Raw genomic sequence first — 21,585 nt, 5'->3', positions numbered from 1 at the left:
TTTAATTGGTATAAAATGTCGCTTAACTTTATTTAGTTAAGTTAAGATTAATTTTTGAATAATCATAAATGTATACAATATAGGAATACGAGTGAGTCACTATCGTTATAGTTTGCTGTTGGCATTAAGTTTAAGCTTTACAGGATGTGCTGTTACCTCAGGTCTTCAAACCTATGACTTACCTGAAGAAGGTGTTTTTCAGACGGATTTGGGCACTCAAGTCAATGTCATCAAACTCACTCAAGAGTCCCTTTTTGCTGTTCAACCTGCACAAGTCAATGTTCACCAAGATTTGGGACATTTGTTTCTACAAAATCAAAAACAATATCTACTCAGTGCTGGTGACGTATTATCCATTTATCTATGGGCATATCCAGAAATTACACCGCCCACCAATACCATTAATAATGAAGAAGCCATTAAATCTAACGGCTATCAAATCGACTCTCGTGGGTATATTCAATTTCCGATTATTGGACGTTATAAAGCGGCTGGCAAAAGTTTAGATCAAGTGAATCAAGAACTTCGTCAGTTACTTGCCCGTTATTTAAAAACACCTGATGTCATCGCTCGAGTTTTGTCTTACCAAGGTCAACGTTATTCAGTACAGGGCAATGTCATGAAAGGTGGTCAATATACACTAAATGATCAACCCACCAGTATCTATACGGCGCTTGGCTTAGCTGGTGGCATCAACACACAATTTGGTGCGAATACATCGATTAGCCTCGTTCGAAATGGTCAAACTTATAATTTAAATTCGATTGAACTTGAGAAAGCAGGGTTTTCGCTACACAATCTTTTGGTGCAAGCTAACGATACGATTTATGTCAACTCTCGCGAAAACCAAAAAATCTATGTCATGGGTGAGTCAGGTAAAAACCAGTCCCTGCCGATGCGTGATCAAGGCATGACTTTGAGTGATGTGATTGGGGAGAGCTTAGGTCTGAATCCATTGTCAGCAAGCAGCAGTAAAATTTACGTCGTTAGAAGTCAAAGTGACTCACCGATGACTGAAATCTTCCATATGGATCTGTCTAGCATTGCTAATTTTGGTCTCGCCAATCAGTTTAAAATGCAAAGTAATGATATTGTCTATGTTGATGCAACGGGTCTAACGCGCTGGCAACGTGTAGTTAACCAGGTGATTCCTTTCTCCAATGCTTTATATAATTTAGATCGTTTGGGGAATTAATGAATTTTAAAAATATCTTAGTGGTCTGTATTGGAAATATCTGTCGAAGCCCCATGGCAGAGTATTTCCTAAAAGATGCATACCCTGATCGAAAAATTCACTCTGCTGGTATTTCTGGTCTAGTTGGCCATCCAGCAGATGATAAAGCATTACAATGTATGCAAAACTTCGGTATAAATATGCAAGATCATGTGGCGCGTAAACTGAATGCTGAATTGGTCAAAAATGCGGATTTGATTCTTGTCATGAGCCAGAACCAACAGAAGCATATCGAACAAACATGGCCATACGCAAAAGGAAAAACCTTTCGCTTGGGGCACTGGCGTGAAAAAAATATTGCGGATCCCTATCAACACGATCAAGCATTCTTTAATGACACCTGTCAGTTGATTCAGAATTGTATCGCTGATTGGAAAAAACACCTTTAATATTTTGAATAAAGATTATGAGTCAAACCGCGAATACCGAAGATACAATTGATTTAAAAGAATTATTTTTTTCATTAATCGCACAATGGAAATTGATTGCCTTATGTGTGATTTTGAGTCTGGTCTGTGCCCTACTCTACTTACGTACAACACCAGATACTTATTCTGTAGATGCTTTGGTTCAAGTTGAAGAAAGCAAAGGTGCCTCTGCAGCACTTTTGGGTGATCTATCAAGTATGATTGAACAGAAACAACCTGCTCAAGCAGAAATTGAAATCCTGAAATCTCGATTAGTCCTCGGCTCAGTGATCAATCAATTGAATCTTGATTTGAAAATTGAAGGAACTCAAAACTCATTTTTCGATCGGTTGTTTGCACCACATGACTATTCGACCAACTATTCACGTCAATCTGTAATTTTTAACGATGACGAACAATCTTTTGCGATTCCCCATTTCCATGTTCCTCAGAAATTTCGTGACCGTGCATTGGCACTTAATTTTACTGAGAAACAATTTACCCTGACGGATATAAAAACCGAAGAAGTGGTGCTAAAAGGTTCAGTAAACCAACTCAATCAAAGCTCTACCCGTGATGGCGTATGGAAAGTTGAGATTCGCACACAAGATCAATTGAATGACGGCTATCTCATCACCAAACAATCTTTACCAGCTGCGATGAAATCACTTTTGGCCAACTATTCAGTGGCTGAAAAAGGGAAAATGACTGGAGTTCTAGGGCTAAACTATCAAGGTCAAGATAAAGAGCACATTACAAAAGTCCTGAATACGATTTTAAATGCGTATAGTCAGCAAAATGTAGAACGACGTTCTGCTGAAACAGCTCAAACATTGAAATTCTTGGATGAACAACTGCCAGAACTAAAACAACAACTGGATGTCGCCGAACGTGAATTTAACAAATTCCGTCAAGGCTTTAATACGGTTGATGTCACCAAAGAATCTGAATTGTATTTAACACAAAGCGTTGCTTTAGAAACACAAAAAGCTGAACTTGAGCAAAAAGTGGCTGAAGCGGGTGCGAAATACACCAATGAACATCCAATCATGCAACAAATGAACGCTCAACTTGGTGCGATCAATAAAAAAATCAATGAATTGGATGGCACCTTAAAACAACTCCCAGACTTGCAACGTCGCTATCTACAGTTATTCCGTGAAGTTGAAGTCAAACAACAGTTGTATACAGCTTTGCTGAATTCGTACCAACAACTTCGTATTGCGAAAGCGGGGGAAATTGGCAATGTTCGTATTGTTGATACGGCCGTAGAACCAATTGAACCAATTAAACCCAAGAAACTGATTGTTTTAGTGTTATCGATATTTGTTGGCGGTTTCCTCGGGGCACTTCTGGCGCTGTTACGTAATATGATGCGTTCAGGCATCAAAGATTCTAGTCAAATTGAAAATGAATTAGATCTACCGGTTTATGCAACAGTACCGCGTTCGCCAGTACAAGAAAGCCGAATTAAGATGCTGAAAAAGCATAAGAAAATCCCAATTCTGGCGATTAAGAATAGCGATGATATTGCGATTGAAAGTTTACGCAGTATGCGCACGGCGATTCATTTTGCGCTGAGTTCAGCTCGAAATAATGTGATTATGATTTCTGGTCCTGCACCTGAAGTGGGTAAATCATTTATTTCAACCAATTTAGCCACGATATTAGCACAAGCCGACAAACGTGTTTTGATTATTGATGCTGACTTACGTCGTGGTTATCTACACAAATATTTCAATATTGAAACACAGCCAGGTTTGACTGATTACATGACTGATCAGCACTCTCTACAAAATATTATTCGAGACACTGAAGTCTCTGGTTTAAGTGTGATCACTCGTGGTAAGAGTCCGAGCAATCCATCTGAGATGTTGAGTTCTGAAAAATTCAAACAGTTGCTTGAACAGCTTTCAACACAGTTTGATCATGTGATCATTGACACGCCACCTATACTTGCGGTGACTGACGGTATTATCATTTCGCAATATGCAGGTGTGAATATTGTCATTGCTCGCTATGCGAAGACACAAATGAAAGAACTCGAAATCACAGTCAATCGTTTCGAACAAGCCGGTGTGAAAGTGAATGGCTTTATCTTAAATGACATTCAACGTAATGCAGCGGGTTATGGCTATGGTTATAACTATGCGTATGCGTATAAAGCCTCAAAGGACAATGATTAATTATTGTTGAATCAAAGCCTGATCTATTCAGGCTTTTTTTATGCCGATCAAGCACTGTATATTTGTGAAATTTTGTTGATTTCATTGAAATTCTATATCGCTGAAAGTGAATTGACGCTATGCTGTTTTAGTTCCGCGATTTTAGAATATCGCACGTATAATTGAAAAAAATTGGAAATCTCATGAGTAAAGCTTTACCCATCGCTGTTGCTGTCGTTTTAGGCGGTGCTGCGCTCGTCCCTGTTTATTATGCAAGTCAACATCCAACATCTGCGACAGTTTCTAGTATGACTGCTGATGCAAAACCGATTGATAAAATCAGTTATGCGCTCGGTTATGAAGTTGCCAGCCAAACTCCTCCTGAAGTCGCGATTGATCCGTTTATTGTCGGTGTCCGTGAAGCGCATGCTAAAAAAGAACGTGCCTATACCGATGAAGAACTGCAAACTGCCTATGTGGCTTTACAAAAAGAATTAGAAGAAAAGAAAGTCGAAGACTCTAAAGCTGCCAATGCACAAAGCAATAGCTTCCTTGCTGAAAATGCAAAAAAACCGAATGTTAAAACAACTGCTTCTGGTTTGCAGTATCTCGTCAGCAAAGAAGGTACAGGAAAACAACCTGCTGCAAACTCTGTGGTTAAAGTGCATTACACCGGTAAATTACTTGATGGCAAAGTCTTTGATAGCTCGGTTGAACGTGGTGAACCGATTGAATTTCCGTTGAATCAGGTCATCCCTGGTTGGACCGAAGGCCTACAATTGATGAAGGAAGGCGGTAAAGCAACCTTATATATTCCATCAAATCTGGCTTATGGTGAACAGGGTGTTCCTGGTACGATTCCACCAAACAGCACGCTCATTTTTGATGTTGAATTAATCGAAGTCAAATAAGTTAATCAAAAGGAGAGCCCTCAGCTCTCCTTTTTTGGATTTGAATAATGAAAAAAATCTCTATATTAAGCAGTCTGCTGATCCTCAGCTCTGCCTCATTTGCGGCAAACATTAGCAATAAAAGTACTGAGAAAGATCAGCTCGGATATAGCTATGGCTATGTGATGGGACGCACTAATGCGGATACATTAAAAGATATTAATTTGGATGCCTTTATTGAAGGATTGAAACAAGGCTCAACTGGTCAAAAATCGAGTTTAACCGATCAAGAAATGGCGCAGGCTTTAACCAAATACAAAAAGCAGAGTGAATCCAAACAGCTGATCGAATTTCAAAAATTGGCTGCAGAAAATTTAAAATCTGGGCAGCAATTTTTACAAGAGAATGCCAAGAAAGCAGGTATCGTCACACGACCAACAGGTCTGCAATATCAAGTGATTCAGCAAGGTCAAGGCAAAACGCCTCAAGCGACGTCAAAAGTGAAAGTTCATTATGAAGGACGTTTAATCGATGGCACAGTATTCGATAGTTCGATCGCGCGTAATCAAGCGGTTGAATTCCAAGTGAGTCAAGTCATTCCGGGTTGGACTGAAGGCTTACAACTCATGAAGGAAGGTGCTAAATACCGCTTCTTTATTCCTGCTGATTTGGCCTATGGTGAGATCGGTTCGGGCGATGCGATTGAGCCGAACAGCACCTTAATCTTTGATGTCGAACTTTTAAAAGTTTTGCCTTAATGTTCACATGACTTATAAAAAAACATCGCTTCCGCGATGTTTTTTTGTTTTATTTAGGGTCTGGTTGAAACACTAGCCATGTTTTAATTGTCTTGGTCTAAAGCCAGTCGCAAATAAACCCAATACATAAGCAACCACACCCAATACACAGAGACCAAGCACTTCAAATACACGCATCCACGGTGCTACATCTGGGTTATACCAGCTTAGACCATACCATAAAGCTGCGATCATCACGGCGTTACCGACCATAAATTGGAAAAATAATTTTTTCCAATGCGGACCAAATCGGAATATTTCACGCTTGTGTAAATAGAAATATAGCATCCCTGCATTGACTAAAGCAGAACCTGTAGATGACAACGCCAATGCCATATGGAGTTCTTCCCAGCCCATCCATTTGAAGATACCAATAAAAACCACATTGAGAATGGCATTGGCTGCAACTGCCATTAGGCCAACACGTACTGGGGTTTTGGTATCTTGAATCGCATAAAATCCAGGAGCAAAGACTTTAATTAACATGAATGCCAAAACACCACCACTCATACATTGTAATGCCAAAGCGGTCATTTCTGTCGCTCGTGCATCAAAAGCACCGTGTTGGAACAGCGCTTGAATAATCGGTGTAGACAACATAAATAAAGCGATACTGGCTGGGATACCAGCAAATACGATGACACGTGCAGCCCAATCTAACATGGCCTTAAATTTAGTTTGATCCTGTTCAGCTTTACGCGCAGAGAGTGCAGGCAGAATCACCGTTCCAATGGCTACACCAATTAAGCCCAAAGGCAATTCGGTCATCCGTTCTGCAGTATAAAGCCATGACACAGAACCATTTTGCATAAAAGACGCCCAAATGGTATTGAGTAGTAAATTAATTTGTGTGACTGAAACCCCAAACAGTGCAGGCAACATTAATTTTAAAATACGCTCGACACCTTCGTGCTTAAAATCAACTTTAGGGGGGATCAGGAGTTTTTTGCGCCACAGTTCCGGAATTTGTAGGGCTAATTGCAAAATGCCAGCAAACACCACTGCCCAACCCAATGCCATAATGGGTGTTTCCATATATGGAGACAGCCACAAAGCCCCTGCAATCATTGCAATATTCAACAACACTGGCGCAAATGCGGGTGTGGTAAATGAGCCATAGCTGTTTAAGATACTGCTGGCAAATGCCGTCAGCGACATAAACATCAGGTAGGGAATGGTGAGACGGAATAAGTCGACTGACAAATCAAATTTGACTGCATCGGCATGAAATCCTGGCGCATAAACATACAATATCGCAGGTGCAACAATCATACACAGCAAAGTTAATGCAGTCATCACGGTAAGCAAACATCCAAATACCCGACTAATTAGGATCTGAACTTCAGCATGGAGTTTGGTGGTTTTATATTCTGTGAGAACAGGAATAAATGCTTGGGAAAATGCACCTTCGGCAAAAAGACGCCTAAAAAAGTTGGGAATACGAAACGCTACAACAAAAGTATCGAAGTCTTTACCTGCCCCGAACACATTTAACAGCACCATGTCTCGAATAAGCCCCATGACACGAGACAACATGGTCATTGCACTCACAATAAAGGTGGATCGCCAAAGCGCCATCATATTCACCACTTAAAAAGATTGACGATATTGTAATAAAACTTCGCTTTTAAATTGTTATTTCATTCGACAAAGCATCATATTTTTCGTTGTTTTAATTGATCTCTAAAATAAGACCATTGAAAATGCGGTCCTGGATCGGTCTTTCGTCCAGGTGCAATATCTGAATGCCCTGCGATATGACTTTTAATTTTAGGATAAGCGTGTTGAAGTGTTGCCACGACCTCAACTAAAGCTTGATATTGTTGTTCCGTAAAATCTTGATCATCACTACCCTCGAGTTCAATGCCAATAGAATAATCATTGCATTCTGGATTTGCCATGTACGTAGAGCGTCCCGCATGCCAAGCACGGTCTTTAAAATTAACAAACTGTAAAATTTCGCCTGACCTTAAAATCAATAAATGTGCTGAGACCTGCATCCCTTCAATGGTTTTAAAATAAGGGTGTGCATTCCAATCTAATTTATTTTGGAAAAACTGCTCAATATAGCCTCCTCCAAACTGTGAGGGCGGTAAGCTAATATTGTGGATGACCACCAGTTGAATGTCAGTATGGTCTGGTCTTTGATTAAAATTTGGTGAAGCAATAAATCTTGCACCTTGTAATACACCATCTACCACTTGAAGCTTGGGTACATTCGACATGTGTGATCTCAATCCGTGTTTGCAACTTATGACAATTCATCCACGCTCATCTTTGGAAAAGACTTGGACGAAAAAAACAGCACCATTACTTGAGGTGCAATGGTAATATATTGCTCATTTTTCTGGTGCCTACAATAGGGATTTTATGAGCATACCGCAATCTTTGCTTGAACAATCAATTCAAATCAATATCCAACAAGCATTGCAAGAAGATATTGGTGAGCGTGATATCACCGCATTGCTGACACCTGAAGATGAACAAGCAACAGCAACCATTATCAGTCGCGAAACGATGATTCTTGCAGGGCAACCGTGGGTGAATGCTTTAATTAAAGCCTATGATCCAAGCGTTGATGTGATTTGGTTAAAGCAAGATGGCGATCAAGTTCAAGCCAATGAGGCATTTTTAAAACTTGCCGGCTCAGCACGCAGTCTGTTAACCGTTGAACGCCCAGCACTTAATTTTGTACAAACCCTTTCTGCTGTTGCTACAAAAACGGCTGAATATGTGAAACATTTGGAAGGTTTAAATACCAAACTGCTTGATACACGTAAAACATTACCAGGCTTACGTATTGCGCAAAAATATGCGGTGGGTGTAGGTGGTGGTCAAAACCATCGTTTAGGTTTATTCGATGCTTTTTTAATTAAAGAAAACCATATTATGGCTGCAGGTGGCATTCAGCAAGCAATCGACAAAGCGCATGCCATTGCACCAGGTAAACCTGTGGAAGTCGAAGTTGAAACTTGGGATGAGTTAAACCAAGCTTTAGATGCTGGTGCGGATATCGTTATGTTAGATAATTTCAGCCAACAACAAATGATTGATGCAGTCAAGCATGTGGCTGGTCGTTGTAAATTAGAAGCTTCAGGTAATATTACCATCGAGAACTTACGTGAAGTTGCTACTTCAGGCGTCGACTTTATTTCCATGGGTGTACTGACTAAAGATGTCAAAGCCATCGATTTATCTATGCGCTTTAACGCTTAATTGATTCAATCCTATCTCTCAATAAAAAAGGGGCTTTGCTCCTTTTTTTAATTGCTTAAAACTGTGATGCTACATTAACTTTATCGCAAGAATACAAAAAAATTTGAATTTATATGGTCCTAGTTGATACCTTCCACGCTTTAAGATTATTTTTTAATCAAAATCATGCTAAATCCATAGAATGCAAAGTAAATCATTAAATTTCAACTATTTATTCGCCTTAATTTTACAATTATTCAATTTTCTGTCATGGAATGCTGCTCAATTTTCATTCATAGTGAAGCCAATAAATACAATTAAACCATGAGTTCGCATTGTCTAAATAATAGGAGGGTGTCAACGCATAGACCATGCAGAATGTCAGTGAATAAATAAAAAGAAATGCAGTCATCGGATCGATTGCATCCACCATGTTGTACATTAGGGAAATCACATGAAAACGCAAATGATCTATACGCTTTTAAGCGTCGCGATTAGTAGCAGCTTACTCGTCGGTTGTAAAAGCTCCAGCGAATCTGGGGGGAATTCAGGCGGTGGTAATGGATCACAGCCAACTCCGACCAATCCAACTGATCCTGACAATCCAACGAATAAACTTGAAAAAGAATTCGTGACTGTTCTATCAACTCGCCCCGATCTTGTGACAGATAATGATGTATTGATCGAATTAGACCCATCGATTAATTTTAATGACTCAAATATAAGCATTCATTTAAATGGACAGGACATCAAATCTCGCTTTTCTAATGCTCAGAATAGAGTGCTATTAGATGGATTACGGTTAGGGGAAAATCTACTTAAAATTGAAACACCAAATGAAATTCAAAATTTATATTTAAAAAATTTCAGTACCACAGGCCCTCTTTTATCTGGACCTCAAATTAATCCATGGACCTGTACCAACGGCTCGACTGATTTATTTTGTCGTAAACCTGTTCAATATAATTACTACTATCGGAATTTGGTCGGAACTTTACAAACCTATAATCCTGAGAAACCACCTTCGGCGGGTCTAATTTCCAAAATTAAGACCGATACAGGCGTAGAAGTGCCATTTATCATTCGAGAGGAGGTCGGCTATCAAAATCGTGATGAATATCGGTTTGCTGTATTGTTTAATCCTAATCAGCCTTGGACTGCGTTGAATCCACAACCCCAATTTAATAATAAACTGTTAGTAACCCATGGGCAAAGTTGCGGAAATGATTATCAGTCTGCAACCGCGCCTACCGTGGTTGCGACATCAACTTCTATTTTGCCAGATATTACCATCAAGGCTTTGGGCAAAGGTTATGGCGTCATGTCTACGGCGCTATCCAACAGTGGACATAACTGTAATTTGGCTGTTCAAGCTGAATCAATCATTATGGCCAAAGAACGTTTTATCGAACAATACGGCACTTTAGACTACACGATTGGACAAGGCTGTTCAGGTGGCGCGCTCGCATCTCAATGGGTAGCTAACGCTTATCCAGGTGTATACCAAGGTTTGTTAGTAACGTGCTCCTTCCCTGATGCATGGAGTACAGCGTCTCAGTTTGCTGATTATCATATTATGATCAATTATTTTAAAACAGCAGAAGGCCGCTCTTTCCTCCCTCATCAAATTAACCATATTCAAGGTCATATTTCTGAGATTAATGGTTATGTCAGTGAACTTGCGCAATTCGATGTTGCTCGACCAAATACAATTTGTAGCGGAATATCAGAAACACAACTGTACAATGCCACCTCAAATCCGAATGGGACACGCTGTTCAATTCAAGAGGCTGCTGTAAATTTGTTGGGTCTCAGAAATCCAACTGAAGTTGATCCAAATACACAACAGCTTAGACAAATTTGGAGTCCTGTCGAAAACCAGCGAAATATTGGGTTTGCTAACCTACCAATTGATAATGTCGGTGTGCAATACGGGCTTCAAACCTTATTTGATGGTGTGATCAATGCTGAAAAATTTGTTTTATTAAATGAACGCCTCGGTGGAGTTGATATTGATATTAATCCAATTCCCGAACGGTTATATGCAACGGAGCAAGGTTTAAAAAATGCTTATCGAACTGGTTTAATCAATGTTGCCAATAATTTAGATCAAGTGGCGATTATTGATTGTCGTGGTCCAGATCCAGCGATATTCCATGATGCTTACCGAGCATTCGCGATTAGAGCACGTTTAGACAAAGCACATGGACATCATAACAATCAGCTTCTTTATGGAGGTGATACCATTATGATTGGCGATCTTAAATGTTTAGAAATCAGTTTCGATGATATGAACCAATGGTTGGATCGCGTAAAAAATGATACAAGCAATTTACCTCTGCCACAGAAACTCACTCGCAATAAAGTAAATCTTAACGACTCATGTATCACATTAGGAACGATTCGAAGATCTGGGTTCTGCAATAACCTTCGTGTACCAGTCTATAAAACACCGCGAATGGTAGCAGGTGATCAAATTAGTACCTACGCCAATAAATGTAAACTACAACCACTCACACGTCGTCTTTACCCCAATATTAACTTTACAGATGAGCAATGGGCTCGATTACAAAAAGTTTTTCCAGATGGTGTTTGTGATTACACCCAAGATCCTGTTGGGTTTGGTAAAACCTATCCTTGGTTAACATATCAAAATCAAAATGGACAGATCAATGATGTCATTTATGGTGGTAAGCAACTGGATGAAGATCCAAATCGCCCTGAGGAGCTTATAATGCCTCAACTTCCGAAAGGTTGGATCTCTAATTCATTTCGACTGTCTTAATGCCTGAATTTTTCAATTGTGAAAAAAGCCGTGAACATTCACGGCTTTTTTACTTCGTGTTTAAGATTTAGGTTGCAATAATCCCATCATAGGATCGGTACATGTATGCTGCCCTGTTTCAATACGTCCAGCAAATCGACGTTCATAAGCCTGCTCTCCCTGCTGTTGGGCAATTACCACATTAAAATCATACCATCCCCAAGACTCCGTTAAATCGAGATGAAGTTCAGCCTCATTCGCTTGAGTTTTGACAGTCCACATTTTTTGATTGTAGTACGCATTGTCCTTGACCATCATCTCCACAGCTTCAGCACCATCATGCCGTATTTTTAAAATTATTTTAGGTTGACAGGCTTCATAGCAAATTCGAATTTCTGGCAAATGATCTCTTTCAATTTGATGGTGAAGATTTCCCTTGAATGCTCGATGATAACCATTTGGTCCAAGTATCCAAAGATCATATTGATCATCTACTAGTTCCCAAACATCCTCAAGCTGTTTGCCTGCCTCCACCATAAAACGTCGAGGAATGGCATTTAAATCTAGTTTGTCATAGACATGGAAAACCGCACCTTGTTCTCCACCATTTGCGAAAATCAATTGTATGTTTCGGGTTGCAACCTGTACGCGCGCGCTGGTATGTAATAAATAAGGTAATGCTCGAGAATGACGTATTCCAGATTCTTGCACAGGAAATTGTTGATTTGCTGGGACTGGAACCTTGCTGAGTTGCTCTTGCGAACGACGCGTATTGTCAGCTTCTTGTTTTGTTCTTTGCCCATTGAGTGTTGGCAGAATATTAAAGTTAGGTGTCTTAAAGTCAAACGCCGACGTAAGGTCACCACAGACTGCTCTACGATAAGGGCTAATATTAGGCTCTTGCACGCCAAAACGTTGCTCAAGAAATTGAATAATTGAAGTATGATCAAATACCTGAGAGTTGACCCATCCCCCACGACTCCACGGTGAAATGATATACATTGGAACACGTACTCCTGGACCATACACACCATGCCAGAAGTTTTCATTCTTACCATTTTTAAATTTTAATTCAGGCTGTGCTGTCGAACCTGATACACGTGGGTGATTGAAATATTCATATGATATCTCTTGTTCTGATAACGTGGTTTTACCATGAACTTTAACGATATCACCTGCTTCATTGATTTCTCTTGATGGTGCAGATGGCGATGGTACATGATCAAAGAAACCATCATTTTCATCAAAATTGACCAGTAAAACCGTCTGACTCCATAACTCTGGATCTGCCGTTAAAGTGTTTAACAGTTCTTGAATGTACCACGCGCCTTGAACAGGACTTGATGGTCCCGGATGTTCACTATACGCTGCTGGTGCGACCACCCAGCTCACCTGTGGCAATTTACCGTCTAAGATATCTTGTTTAAATTGTCCTAATAAACCTCCGTCCTTAGGCATCGTATTGGCAATACCCTTATAGAGAGGTTGTCGTTGATCAATACGCTCATCATATTCAGGCGACAAAATATTGGCATGGCTAACTGGCTTACCAGATAATTCATTGGCTTTGCGATATTGCTTAAATCCCGCCAAAGGATTATCCGTAAAATTATCGGGCATATTTTGATAAACCTTCCAACTGATCCCAGCCTGCTGTAATCGTTCAGGATACGTGGTCCAGTCGTAACCGATCATTGATGAGCCAATACTATCAAACTCGTTGACTACACTCGCGACACCTGCAGCAGTTGGCCCGTTGGTCCCTGTCCAAATAAATTTACGATTGGGATTAGTTCCCGCGTGCATAGCGCAATGGTAGGCATCACATAAAGTAAATGCTTCTGCTAGCGCAAACTGGAACTCGAGTTCTTGTTTCTTAAAATAACCCATGGATTGAGGTTGTTTATGTTCCACCCAATTGCCCATACGCCCACAATCCCAAGCGGCTTGACCATCCTTCCATGAATGAGGTGTGCCCGAAACACGTTGAGCATTGCCCAATGAACTGTCTAGGTGATAAGGCAAAATTTTATTTTTGTTGGCATCATACTGTTCCCACACCGCTCTTTTACCACTCAATGGAATGGTGAATCGATCACCAAAACCACGTACTCCTTTGAATGTTCCAAAATAGTTATCAAAAGAACGATTTTCTTGAGTCAAAATCACCACATGTTTCACATCTTGAATAGTGCCAGTTTCCACTTTTGCATCAATTGCTAAAGCTTTTTGAATACTCAACGGAAAACTCGCTAATGCAGATGCACCCAATAATGTCTTGGTCGAATTTAAAATAAAGTCACGACGGTTCATACAATTATCCTGTTTTTATTCTTGTTATGGTTATGGAGCACAGTGGATTTCACAGCTTGGATCTGAAGGTTGCGGTTTGGATGTTTGGTTATCATCATCTCCCCCACAAGCTGTTAACAAAATACTCGGTGTAAGGATGAGTATAAAAAAATAAGCTCGCATGTAGTTATCCTTCTCGTTTTATGCGAACTCAGTGATACGCTTTTTTCGTGACGCTGTAATGAAACTTCAATTGCAAATCTATGAAATAAAAAAAGCACCTCTATCAAGGTGCTTTTTTGCAATTAACGCATGCTATCAGATGCGAATTACCAGCCTAGTGCTTGTTGTTGCTTTTGAATTAACTCTTGAATGCCTTTCTCAGCCATTTCAAGCATTGCGTTACATTGCGTACGCGTGAACGGTTTATCTTCTGCAGTACCTTGAATTTCAATAAACTCCCCCCCCTGAGTCATCACCACATTCAAGTCTGTTTGGCAGTTTGAATCTTCTTCATAACATAAGTCGAGTAGTACTTCGTCTTGATAGATACCAACAGAAATTGCAGCCACCAAACCTTTGAGTGGATCTTGTTTGATTTTCTTTTTCTCAAGTAATGAATTCATAGCATCAATCAAGGCTACCGCAGCACCTGTAATAGACGCTGTACGTGTACCACCATCGGCTTGAATAACATCACAGTCGATTGTAATCGTGTTTTCACCCAATTTCTTCAAATCCACCATAGCACGTAAGCTACGACCGATTAAGCGTTGAATTTCTTGAGTACGTCCACTTTGTTTACCACGAGCTGCCTCACGGTCACTGCGTGTATGGGTTGAACGTGGCAACATGCCATATTCAGCAGTCACCCAACCTTGGCCTTTTCCTTTCAAGAAGCGCGGTACTGAATTATCAACACTGGCAGTACAAAGAACTTTGGTATGACCAAATTCAACTAAAACTGAACCTTCTGCATAACGTGTATAGTTTCGAGTAATTTTAACATCACGTAACTGGTCTAATGCACGCTGGTCAATACGCATAATACGTCCTAATTTTTACTTAAAAAAAGATTGGGCACATTATAGCAGATTGATGGCATCTAACTTTGTTATAAGTCCGTGTTTTAAATCTGACAAACTTAAATTTTGAAAGAATTAAGTCATACCTAAAAGCTCATTGAGAGCAAAAGAAAAAGCGATTTAATCCAACTTCGCATAAGGTGTCTTATTTTAATTTTAGAAAATCTATAAGTCAGTTTCAAATTCCATTCTTCTTGCTGTATTCAATGCAACATCTCTATTCGTTACTTTAGATACGATATATAGAGAAGCATTGATCCCTGATGATATCCCAGCAGAAGTTATTATCTTATTTTCATCTACAAACCTAACATCTTTCATAACTGTAATTTTAGGGTATTCTGCCTCTAAACGTGAAATATCCATCCAATGAGTAGTAGCATTTAGCCCATCTAGTAGCCCTGCCTCCGCTAAGATGAATGCTCCTGTGCAAATAGAGAATGTGATATTTGACGTTTCGTGTTTTAATTTTATCCAATTCAATAGATGAGTATTATATAGCTCGACTGTTTCAGCACCATATCCTCCAGGGATCACGAGAATGTCTATAGATGGACAGTTGTCTAAGAGGTAATCACTTCTTACTGCAAGACCATTTCTTGCTTTAATTTCATGTTTTTGTGCCACAGTAAACACATTAAAAAGCTTTTTATTATGATTATCTGTAGTAATAGCAAAGACTTCATAGGGCCCTGCAAAATCTAAGACCTCAACCTCATCAAATAATAAGATTCCAATATTCATTTTTTCACATCTATACTTTTAATTTTCGAAATAATAGTACTCAGAAATAAGATACTAGATCTCTTTCATAAATCAAAAAAAGATCTATCCCTTGCTGACTATTTGTACCGAATAATTTTAAATATTCATGCATAAATTGCGAATGAAATACATCGACTCAAAGAAGCTTTCTGAAACACAGTTTAAGCGATATACAGGCATCTCATGGTCAACCTTTGATTTAATGACTGAACAGCTAAAAATGCTTGTACCTGCTAAAGGTAGACCATCTAAGTTAAGTGTAGAAGATCAAATCCTTCTGTGCTTAAGTTATTGGCGTGAATATCGAAAATTGTTTCATGTCGCAACGAGTTATGGTGTATCAGAGCCTACTGCTTCAAGAATCGTCCGCCACTTAGAGGATTGCCTGATCAAGTCCAATCTATTTAATTTACCCAATAATTTGCCTGAAGGCGAAGGTATCGACTGGAATGTGGTGATCGTAGATGCCACAGAAATTCCAATACAAAGACCTAAAAAAACAGAAGAAAAGCTATGATGGTAAGAAGAAGGCACATACTTTTAAAGTACAAGCCATTATCCATTATAGAACACAGCAAGTTCTGAGTTTATGCACGAGTCGTGGTGCAGTACATGATTTCGAGCTCTTCAAACGCAACCTGTATCAGATTCCTAAAGGTGCTTTTATTCTTGCAGATCAATGCTCCATGCCTTTCATGAATTAAACTAAATAGTGATAGTCAGGCAAATATTCCTCTTAATTTTCTTATAGATTGAGAAATTTTAGTTGTCTTATCATTTGGTAAAGAACATTTAGCTAAACGAACCCAAACGCTCCAGAATTGTTTCATAAAGTTAGCTTCATTATAGTGAATGCCATATTCCTCACATAATGCTTTAATTTTTGGCGCAGCTTCTGCATAGCGATTTGCAGGCATATCAGGGAATAAATGATGCTCGATTTGATGACTCAAATTACCACTCAAAATATGCAGCCATGATGTTCCCGTAAAGTTACTTGAACCTCGAATTTGACGTAAATACCATTCTGCTCGCGTTTCATTTTCGGTATTATCCATCTCAAATGTTTCTGCATCTTCAGTAAAATGACCATTAAAAATCACTGCAGATGACCACAGACTTCTAATTACATTTGCAACTGCATTTCCTACGAAGACAGGAAGCGCATTTGGACCAGCGATAATCGGGAAAAAGATATAATCCTTCACCACCTGACGTCGTACTTTTTTTCTTAATTTTTCAGCATCTTTCCACACTTGGTTCCAAGATTTGGTTTTATAAACAAGCGCGTCTTCCAAGTGTAGGTTTTGAACACCGACATACCATTCAAAAAACACCATCAATTGAATCGCTAATGGAATATTCAACAAAAATCTTGGTTCCCACGGTTGAGATGCTGAAACACGAAGTAAGCCATAACCTACATCATGATCCATCCCCACAATATTGGTATAAGTATGATGTACATAGTTATGGGTATATTTCCAGTCATCGCCTGTTGAGATGGTATCCCAGTCATATGTCGCACCGTTTAAACTAGGATCATTCAACCAGTCAAATTGACCATGCATCACATTATGTCCAAGTTCCATATTTTCAACAATTTTGGACACACCTAGTAATCCTGTACCCACCAACCAAACAGGTGGAATCCAACCACCAAACATCAGCAATGCACGTGAGCCAATCTCGCTATAGCGAACAAAGTTACGAATCTTATAAATATATTTGGCATCTTGTTCACCCAAATTATTCATAATACTGAGTCGGATCTGCTCAACGCGTTGTCCAAATGCTTCAGTTTGCTCAGCGGTCAGATGTTTAGATTTTGATTGCCATGTTGTATTAAGTGACATATTCATTATTTTTCTCCAGTCTTATACGATACCGTTAAATTACAAATTAATCACAACAGGGCTTACTGCCTGACTAATACATAATTTAATTTGTCGATTTGGCTCATGTTCAATTTCACCTGTGAGCATATTTTTAGTAGCGCCACTCACTTTGTTACAGACACATGCATTACAAATACCCATTCGGCATCCATGAGCGGGTCTTAATCCAGCCTCTTCAGCACTCACCAACAAACTTTTTTGAGCTTCAAACAATTTCTGACTGCGGATAAACGTGACAGATTGTTTTTCAATTTCTTCATCTACACGGATTTGAAAAAACTCTTGTTTGAGCTGATTGCTGATCCCCTCTTCATGACAAATTTGATTTACAGCTTGCATCATCGAAGTTGCACCGCATGCATAAATCTGTGCTTGCCTAAAACTTGGCATTAACTGCTCTAACAACGCCAATGTCAGATATTGTTTATGTTGGCGTGTATTAAAATAGTGATAATTAAAATGATCATGTTTTGAAGCGAGCTGTTGTAGTTTCACGTGGAACGCGTCATCTCGACAGAAATAAATCAAATAGATAGGTACAGATAATGTGTTTAAAGCCTTCGTAAGCAATGCATAAATGGCGGTAATGCCACTCCCCGACGCCAATAACACAATTGGCTGTTGAGTCGGCTCAAGCGTAAATTTACCTTGCGCTTGAGAAATTTCCACAACAGAACCTATCGCCAATTGACTTAAACAATTCGACACTACTCCTTGAGCTCGGACAGCAATCACCAGATTACCTGTCGCAGAAATTTCCACAATCGAATAACTACGTTGTAGACGCACGCCTGCAATTACGACTGTCACTAAAACACTTTGCCCTGCCTCAATCTGTTGAAAATCGAAATTGTGATTTGGACATAAATGAATCTCATAGAAATCGTGACTAAGTGCCTGACGACTCACGAGCGATGCTTTGACTTTTTTCCAAGCCAAAGTTGGATGTATTTTTTCAGCGATAAAATCGACGAAATCTTCTCGAATCCATTCAGGACGATATGACAGATAACTACTCATCTCAAACGTTCCTCTTTTGTATTTCAATTTAATTGAGTGAACAAGTGTTCTAATAGTGAACAAGTGTACACTATATTGATTTTGAAATTGAGTCAACACATGTTCACTGACATTCGTCGTTTAATTTTTATATTTTTTTGATAGACTCATCTCGACTTCACTTCTCAGGTTTTAAGATGTCTATACGCGATGAACGTAAACAACAAAGTCGTCAGGCTTTACTGGATGCCGCTTTGCGCTTAAGCACATCTGGCCGTTCATTTAGCAGTATTAGTCTGCGTGAAGTTGCACGTGAGGTTGGTTTGGTGCCAACAGCCTTTTATCGACATTTTCAAGATATGGATGAATTAGGCCAAGAGTTGGTGGATCAAGTCGCGTTATATTTGAAAACCGTACTTCATCAGCTCGGTCAAGGTTTGGCCCACCCTGATGCGAAAGCCGAAACCAGCATGGAACTTTTTTTTGAAGCCATCGATTTAAATACCCAACCTTGGATTTTTATGATCGCAGAGCGCTGGGGGGGGTCTGAAGTGGTAAGACGTGCGATTGCTCGTGAAATTGAGTTTCTAAATTCTGATTTGGCCAATGACCTACAAAAATTCGAAATCGTACAAAATTTTCATCAAGCTGATGATCTAAAAATGTTGTCGAATATTTTAATTAATTTATGTTTTACATGGGCAATGTCTTGGATTAGCTTGGGCCGTCAATATTCAGGTATGGAGCTTGAATTACAAAAATTAGTACTCAAAAAACAGTCCATTACCCAAATACGATTAATCTTTAAAGGGATTTTGAATTGGAATAATACTGAGGCATAAAAAAAACCCGCTCAATGCGGGTTTTCTATTATTTAGCTTTGCGCTCTTTATCCAATAGATAATCGACCACTTGTAACACACGGCCATTATCACCTTGTACGACATATTTCCCATTTACTACAACAGCTGGCACACCCGTCAATTGATATTGTTGCGCTAATTTATTCGCTTGAGAGACTTTGGCAGTAATTGCGAAAGAATTATATAAACTATTGAATTTCGCTTCTGGGATACCATACTTCGTAAAGAATTGTGCTTGTGATTTTTGGTCAAAAATCTGCTGACCTTTGTCATGGATCGCGTGGAATAGAGGCAAATGGGTACGTTTACGAACACCAAGAGCTTCAGAAACGTAGTAGCCACGTGCATTCTGTTCCCATACTTTGTTCATTGCAGCAGGTGTACGGACAAAATTCACATCTTTTGGAATTTTACGTAACCAAGATTGCATATGAGGTTCTAAAGTAAAGCAATGACCACAGCCATACCAAAAGAACTCACGTACTTCCAATTTACCAGCGACATCAACCTTTCCTGGGTTTTGCACGACCGTATAATCTTTGCCTTCAACAAAGTTCGCCATTGCACCTGTTGAAAGTGCCATCAGCACCGCAGCGGCAACGCCACTAAAAACCACCTTTTTCATTAAGTTTTTATCCTCTAAATCATTCTGATTAGCATATGGTTTCACTATAAAACAAATATGAGAAAATCGTTTTGATTCTGTGAACTTTTTTACAAGATTTATCGCTTTTTTTGGAATTAGCGATACACTAAGATCTGATATAAATTCTACCCATTAAAACGAACTTTGCTAAGGTGGCTGTAATGACTCAACTGAATGTTGACCCACAAGAAATTGCTAAATTTGAAGCACTTGCTGCAGTATGGTGGGATCAACACTCTGAGTTTCGCCCTCTCCATCAAATCAATCCATTACGATTGAATTGGATTGATGAACATGCAGGTGGTCTTAGTGGCAAAAAAGTCCTAGATGTGGGCTGTGGCGGCGGTATTTTGGCCGAAAGTATGGCACGCCGTGGTGCCGATGTCCTCGGTATCGATATGGGCGCAGCACCATTAAATGTCGCACGTCTGCATGCAGAACAAGAAAACGTAACCAATATCGAATATCGTCAAATTCCAGTTGAGCAATTGGCTGAAGAACAAGCTGGTCAATACGATGTCGTAACTTGTATGGAAATGTTGGAACATGTACCAGATCCAGCGTCAATCATTCAAGCATGCCAAAAACTGGTGAAACCAAACGGTCATGTATTCTTCTCCACAATTAACCGTAATCCAAAATCATATTTATTTGCGATTATCGGTGCAGAGTATGTGTTACGTCTTTTGAAAAAAGGAACTCATGACTATCATAAATTTATTAAACCTTCTGAATTAGCGCATGATATTCGTAACGCAGGTTTAAAACTTAAAGATATGACAGGCTTACATTACAACCCATTAACTAAACATTATTGGTTAGCCCCAAATGTCGATGTGAACTATATGGTTTACACCCATAATGAGGTGAATGAATGAAGGCCATACTTTTCGACCTAGATGGTACTTTAATTGACACTGCTGCGGATTTTATTCGTATTATACAAGCAATGTGTCGTGAAGAAGGTCGAGAGATCGTAGATGCAGCCCTGATCCGAACTCAGGTCTCCGAGGGGGCTCGGGCGATGGTGAAATTGGTTTATCCTGAATTACAGGTTGATGATCCTATTTTCCTTGCACATCGTCAGCGCTTTCTAGATATCTATGGTGCTGATATTGCTGTGGATACAGACCTTTTTGCAGGAATGTATCCTTTAATTGAGGACTTGGAACAACGGGATATTCCATGGGGAATTGTGACAAACAAACCTCGTTGGCTGAGTGAGGCACTACTTCAAGCCTTAAACTTAACTGAACGTTGTGCCGTTCTCGTATGCCCAGATGATGTTAAGCACACTAAACCTGACCCAGAACCAATGTATCTCGCTGCTCAACAAATTAATGTTCCAGCTGAACAATGCATTTATGTTGGTGATCATCCACGTGATATTGATGCAGGTCGAGGCGCAAATATGTACACGATTTTGGCTGCTTACGGATATTTACCATTAGAACACAAAGATGACTTAGATTCTTGGCAGGCAGATTGTATAGTGAATGATGTACAAGAATTACATCAACACTTAATCGAATTGATCGAATCTCACCAAAAAACAGCTTAATTAGAACAATGAAGGAGGTCGCAC

Annotated in this window: 20 protein-coding genes; 12 read left to right on the top strand and 8 right to left on the bottom strand. The window is 39.5% G+C overall.

All coding sequences use genetic code 11. The features are described from left to right. Positions 1 to 91 precede the first annotated feature (91 nt). From AC1M9A_RS10900 to bamJ (AC1M9A_RS10880), 5 genes are all read left to right on the top strand, one after another. Positions 92 to 1,195 carry a polysaccharide biosynthesis/export family protein gene (locus AC1M9A_RS10900; protein WP_481610192.1) on the top strand — a complete coding sequence of 368 codons (1,104 nt, stop codon included), beginning with the start codon at positions 92 to 94 and terminating at the stop codon, positions 1,193 to 1,195. Continuing rightward, positions 1,195 to 1,623, top strand: coding sequence for a low molecular weight protein-tyrosine-phosphatase (locus tag AC1M9A_RS10895; RefSeq protein WP_481590661.1), 429 nt, complete (start codon positions 1,195 to 1,197; stop codon positions 1,621 to 1,623). The genes AC1M9A_RS10900 and AC1M9A_RS10895 overlap by 1 nt, the downstream gene beginning before the upstream one ends. Positions 1,624 to 1,640: 17 nt before the next feature. Beyond that, positions 1,641 to 3,827, top strand: coding sequence for a polysaccharide biosynthesis tyrosine autokinase (locus AC1M9A_RS10890; RefSeq protein ID WP_481610191.1), 2,187 nt, complete (start codon positions 1,641 to 1,643; stop codon positions 3,825 to 3,827). Positions 3,828 to 4,009: 182 nt separating this feature from the next. After that, positions 4,010 to 4,717 (top strand): BamJ family beta-barrel-assembly machinery protein, encoded by a 708-nt coding sequence (gene bamJ, locus AC1M9A_RS10885; RefSeq protein WP_035267750.1) that lies wholly within the window; start codon positions 4,010 to 4,012, stop codon positions 4,715 to 4,717. A gap of 47 nt (positions 4,718 to 4,764) precedes the next feature. After that, positions 4,765 to 5,454, top strand: coding sequence for a BamJ family beta-barrel-assembly machinery protein (gene bamJ / locus AC1M9A_RS10880; protein ID WP_481610190.1), 690 nt, complete (start codon positions 4,765 to 4,767; stop codon positions 5,452 to 5,454). Positions 5,455 to 5,526: 72 nt separating this feature from the next. Here bamJ (AC1M9A_RS10880) and murJ read toward each other — a convergent pair whose 3' ends face one another. Both murJ and ampD read right to left on the bottom strand, forming a co-directional pair. Next, positions 5,527 to 7,080 carry a murein biosynthesis integral membrane protein MurJ gene (gene murJ, locus AC1M9A_RS10875; protein ID WP_481610247.1) on the bottom strand — a complete coding sequence of 518 codons (1,554 nt, stop codon included), beginning with the start codon at positions 7,078 to 7,080 and terminating at the stop codon, positions 5,527 to 5,529. Between the two features lie 68 nt (positions 7,081 to 7,148). Further along, complete coding sequence (gene ampD / locus AC1M9A_RS10870) at positions 7,149 to 7,718, bottom strand: 1,6-anhydro-N-acetylmuramyl-L-alanine amidase AmpD (RefSeq protein WP_092767969.1); 570 nt, start codon at positions 7,716 to 7,718, stop codon at positions 7,149 to 7,151. Between the two features lie 145 nt (positions 7,719 to 7,863). On the opposite strand from ampD, the gene nadC reads away from it, so the two are divergent. Both nadC and AC1M9A_RS10860 read left to right on the top strand, forming a co-directional pair. After that, positions 7,864 to 8,709 carry a carboxylating nicotinate-nucleotide diphosphorylase gene (gene nadC / locus AC1M9A_RS10865; RefSeq protein WP_179999994.1) on the top strand — a complete coding sequence of 282 codons (846 nt, stop codon included), beginning with the start codon at positions 7,864 to 7,866 and terminating at the stop codon, positions 8,707 to 8,709. Positions 8,710 to 9,142: 433 nt separating this feature from the next. Beyond that, the gene (locus tag AC1M9A_RS10860) at positions 9,143 to 11,473 is read left to right on the top strand and encodes a DUF6351 family protein (RefSeq protein WP_481610189.1); all 2,331 of its coding nucleotides are present in this window, start codon (positions 9,143 to 9,145) and stop codon (positions 11,471 to 11,473) included. 60 nt (positions 11,474 to 11,533) lie between these two features. Here AC1M9A_RS10860 and AC1M9A_RS10855 read toward each other — a convergent pair whose 3' ends face one another. From AC1M9A_RS10855 to AC1M9A_RS10845, 3 genes are all read right to left on the bottom strand, one after another. Next, entirely contained in the window at positions 11,534 to 13,765 is a 2,232-nt protein-coding gene (locus AC1M9A_RS10855; RefSeq protein ID WP_481610188.1) for a phosphocholine-specific phospholipase C, read from the bottom strand. A 308-nt stretch (positions 13,766 to 14,073) separates the two neighbouring features. Next, positions 14,074 to 14,790, bottom strand: a complete 717-nt coding sequence (gene rph, locus AC1M9A_RS10850; RefSeq protein ID WP_481592138.1) for a ribonuclease PH — start codon at positions 14,788 to 14,790, stop codon at positions 14,074 to 14,076. 204 nt (positions 14,791 to 14,994) lie between these two features. Beyond that, positions 14,995 to 15,573, bottom strand: coding sequence for a DJ-1/PfpI family protein (locus tag AC1M9A_RS10845; RefSeq protein WP_481610187.1), 579 nt, complete (start codon positions 15,571 to 15,573; stop codon positions 14,995 to 14,997). Between the two features lie 142 nt (positions 15,574 to 15,715). Here AC1M9A_RS10845 and AC1M9A_RS10840 point away from each other — a divergent pair, with 142 nt between their 5' ends. After that, entirely contained in the window at positions 15,716 to 16,111 is a 396-nt protein-coding gene (locus tag AC1M9A_RS10840) for a transposase family protein (RefSeq protein WP_481610186.1), read from the top strand. Next, positions 16,059 to 16,298 (top strand): transposase, encoded by a 240-nt coding sequence (locus tag AC1M9A_RS10835; protein ID WP_481610185.1) that lies wholly within the window; start codon positions 16,059 to 16,061, stop codon positions 16,296 to 16,298. Before AC1M9A_RS10840 ends, AC1M9A_RS10835 begins: the two co-directional genes overlap by 53 nt. A gap of 15 nt (positions 16,299 to 16,313) precedes the next feature. Here AC1M9A_RS10835 and AC1M9A_RS10830 read toward each other — a convergent pair whose 3' ends face one another. Continuing rightward, positions 16,314 to 17,456, bottom strand: coding sequence for a fatty acid desaturase family protein (locus tag AC1M9A_RS10830; RefSeq protein ID WP_481610184.1), 1,143 nt, complete (start codon positions 17,454 to 17,456; stop codon positions 16,314 to 16,316). A 33-nt stretch (positions 17,457 to 17,489) separates the two neighbouring features. Beyond that, positions 17,490 to 18,512, bottom strand: a complete 1,023-nt coding sequence (locus AC1M9A_RS10825) for a flavin reductase family protein (RefSeq protein WP_481610183.1) — start codon at positions 18,510 to 18,512, stop codon at positions 17,490 to 17,492. A 176-nt stretch (positions 18,513 to 18,688) separates the two neighbouring features. Between AC1M9A_RS10825 and AC1M9A_RS10820 the strand changes: the two genes are divergently transcribed. Beyond that, positions 18,689 to 19,333: a TetR family transcriptional regulator gene (locus AC1M9A_RS10820; protein WP_481596476.1), complete on the top strand. Its 645-nt coding sequence runs from the start codon at positions 18,689 to 18,691 to the stop codon at positions 19,331 to 19,333. A gap of 28 nt (positions 19,334 to 19,361) precedes the next feature. Here the strand turns inward: AC1M9A_RS10820 and AC1M9A_RS10815 are convergent, their stop codons facing one another. After that, a complete protein-coding gene (locus tag AC1M9A_RS10815) occupies positions 19,362 to 19,979 on the bottom strand; it encodes a thiol:disulfide interchange protein DsbA/DsbL (protein WP_180000355.1) in 618 nt (205 codons plus the stop codon). A gap of 182 nt (positions 19,980 to 20,161) precedes the next feature. Here AC1M9A_RS10815 and ubiG point away from each other — a divergent pair, with 182 nt between their 5' ends. Together ubiG and AC1M9A_RS10805 are read left to right on the top strand one after the other, a co-directional pair. Continuing rightward, a complete protein-coding gene (gene ubiG, locus AC1M9A_RS10810; RefSeq protein ID WP_035268814.1) occupies positions 20,162 to 20,878 on the top strand; it encodes a bifunctional 2-polyprenyl-6-hydroxyphenol methylase/3-demethylubiquinol 3-O-methyltransferase UbiG in 717 nt (238 codons plus the stop codon). Further along, on the top strand, positions 20,875 to 21,561 hold the full coding sequence (locus tag AC1M9A_RS10805) for an HAD family hydrolase (protein WP_481610182.1): 687 nt from the start codon (positions 20,875 to 20,877) through the stop codon (positions 21,559 to 21,561). The genes ubiG and AC1M9A_RS10805 overlap by 4 nt, the downstream gene beginning before the upstream one ends. Positions 21,562 to 21,585: the final 24 nt, after the last annotated feature.

The organism is Acinetobacter sp. ANC_7634 (assembly GCF_056779875.1).
This window is presented reverse-complemented; position numbering and strand designations above follow the sequence as displayed.

Coding starts and splice junctions, on each gene's coding strand:
- AC1M9A_RS10825 (WP_481610183.1), bottom strand. CDS start 18,512: ATGAGTAGTTATCTGTCATATCGTCCTGAATGGATTCGAGAAGATTTC.
- bamJ (WP_481610190.1), top strand. CDS start 4,765: ATGAAAAAAATCTCTATATTAAGCAGTCTGCTGATCCTCAGCTCTGCC.
- AC1M9A_RS10890 (WP_481610191.1), top strand. CDS start 1,641: ATGAGTCAAACCGCGAATACCGAAGATACAATTGATTTAAAAGAATTA.
- AC1M9A_RS10805 (WP_481610182.1), top strand. CDS start 20,875: ATGAAGGCCATACTTTTCGACCTAGATGGTACTTTAATTGACACTGCT.
- ubiG (WP_035268814.1), top strand. CDS start 20,162: ATGACTCAACTGAATGTTGACCCACAAGAAATTGCTAAATTTGAAGCA.
- AC1M9A_RS10855 (WP_481610188.1), bottom strand. CDS start 13,765: ATGAACCGTCGTGACTTTATTTTAAATTCGACCAAGACATTATTGGGT.
- AC1M9A_RS10815 (WP_180000355.1), bottom strand. CDS start 19,979: ATGAAAAAGGTGGTTTTTAGTGGCGTTGCCGCTGCGGTGCTGATGGCA.
- nadC (WP_179999994.1), top strand. CDS start 7,864: ATGAGCATACCGCAATCTTTGCTTGAACAATCAATTCAAATCAATATC.
- AC1M9A_RS10895 (WP_481590661.1), top strand. CDS start 1,195: ATGAATTTTAAAAATATCTTAGTGGTCTGTATTGGAAATATCTGTCGA.
- AC1M9A_RS10835 (WP_481610185.1), top strand. CDS start 16,059: ATGCCACAGAAATTCCAATACAAAGACCTAAAAAAACAGAAGAAAAGC.
- AC1M9A_RS10840 (WP_481610186.1), top strand. CDS start 15,716: ATGAAATACATCGACTCAAAGAAGCTTTCTGAAACACAGTTTAAGCGA.
- AC1M9A_RS10820 (WP_481596476.1), top strand. CDS start 18,689: ATGTCTATACGCGATGAACGTAAACAACAAAGTCGTCAGGCTTTACTG.
- rph (WP_481592138.1), bottom strand. CDS start 14,790: ATGCGTATTGACCAGCGTGCATTAGACCAGTTACGTGATGTTAAAATT.
- AC1M9A_RS10845 (WP_481610187.1), bottom strand. CDS start 15,573: ATGAATATTGGAATCTTATTATTTGATGAGGTTGAGGTCTTAGATTTT.
- AC1M9A_RS10830 (WP_481610184.1), bottom strand. CDS start 17,456: ATGAATATGTCACTTAATACAACATGGCAATCAAAATCTAAACATCTG.
- bamJ (WP_035267750.1), top strand. CDS start 4,010: ATGAGTAAAGCTTTACCCATCGCTGTTGCTGTCGTTTTAGGCGGTGCT.
- AC1M9A_RS10860 (WP_481610189.1), top strand. CDS start 9,143: ATGAAAACGCAAATGATCTATACGCTTTTAAGCGTCGCGATTAGTAGC.
- ampD (WP_092767969.1), bottom strand. CDS start 7,718: ATGTCGAATGTACCCAAGCTTCAAGTGGTAGATGGTGTATTACAAGGT.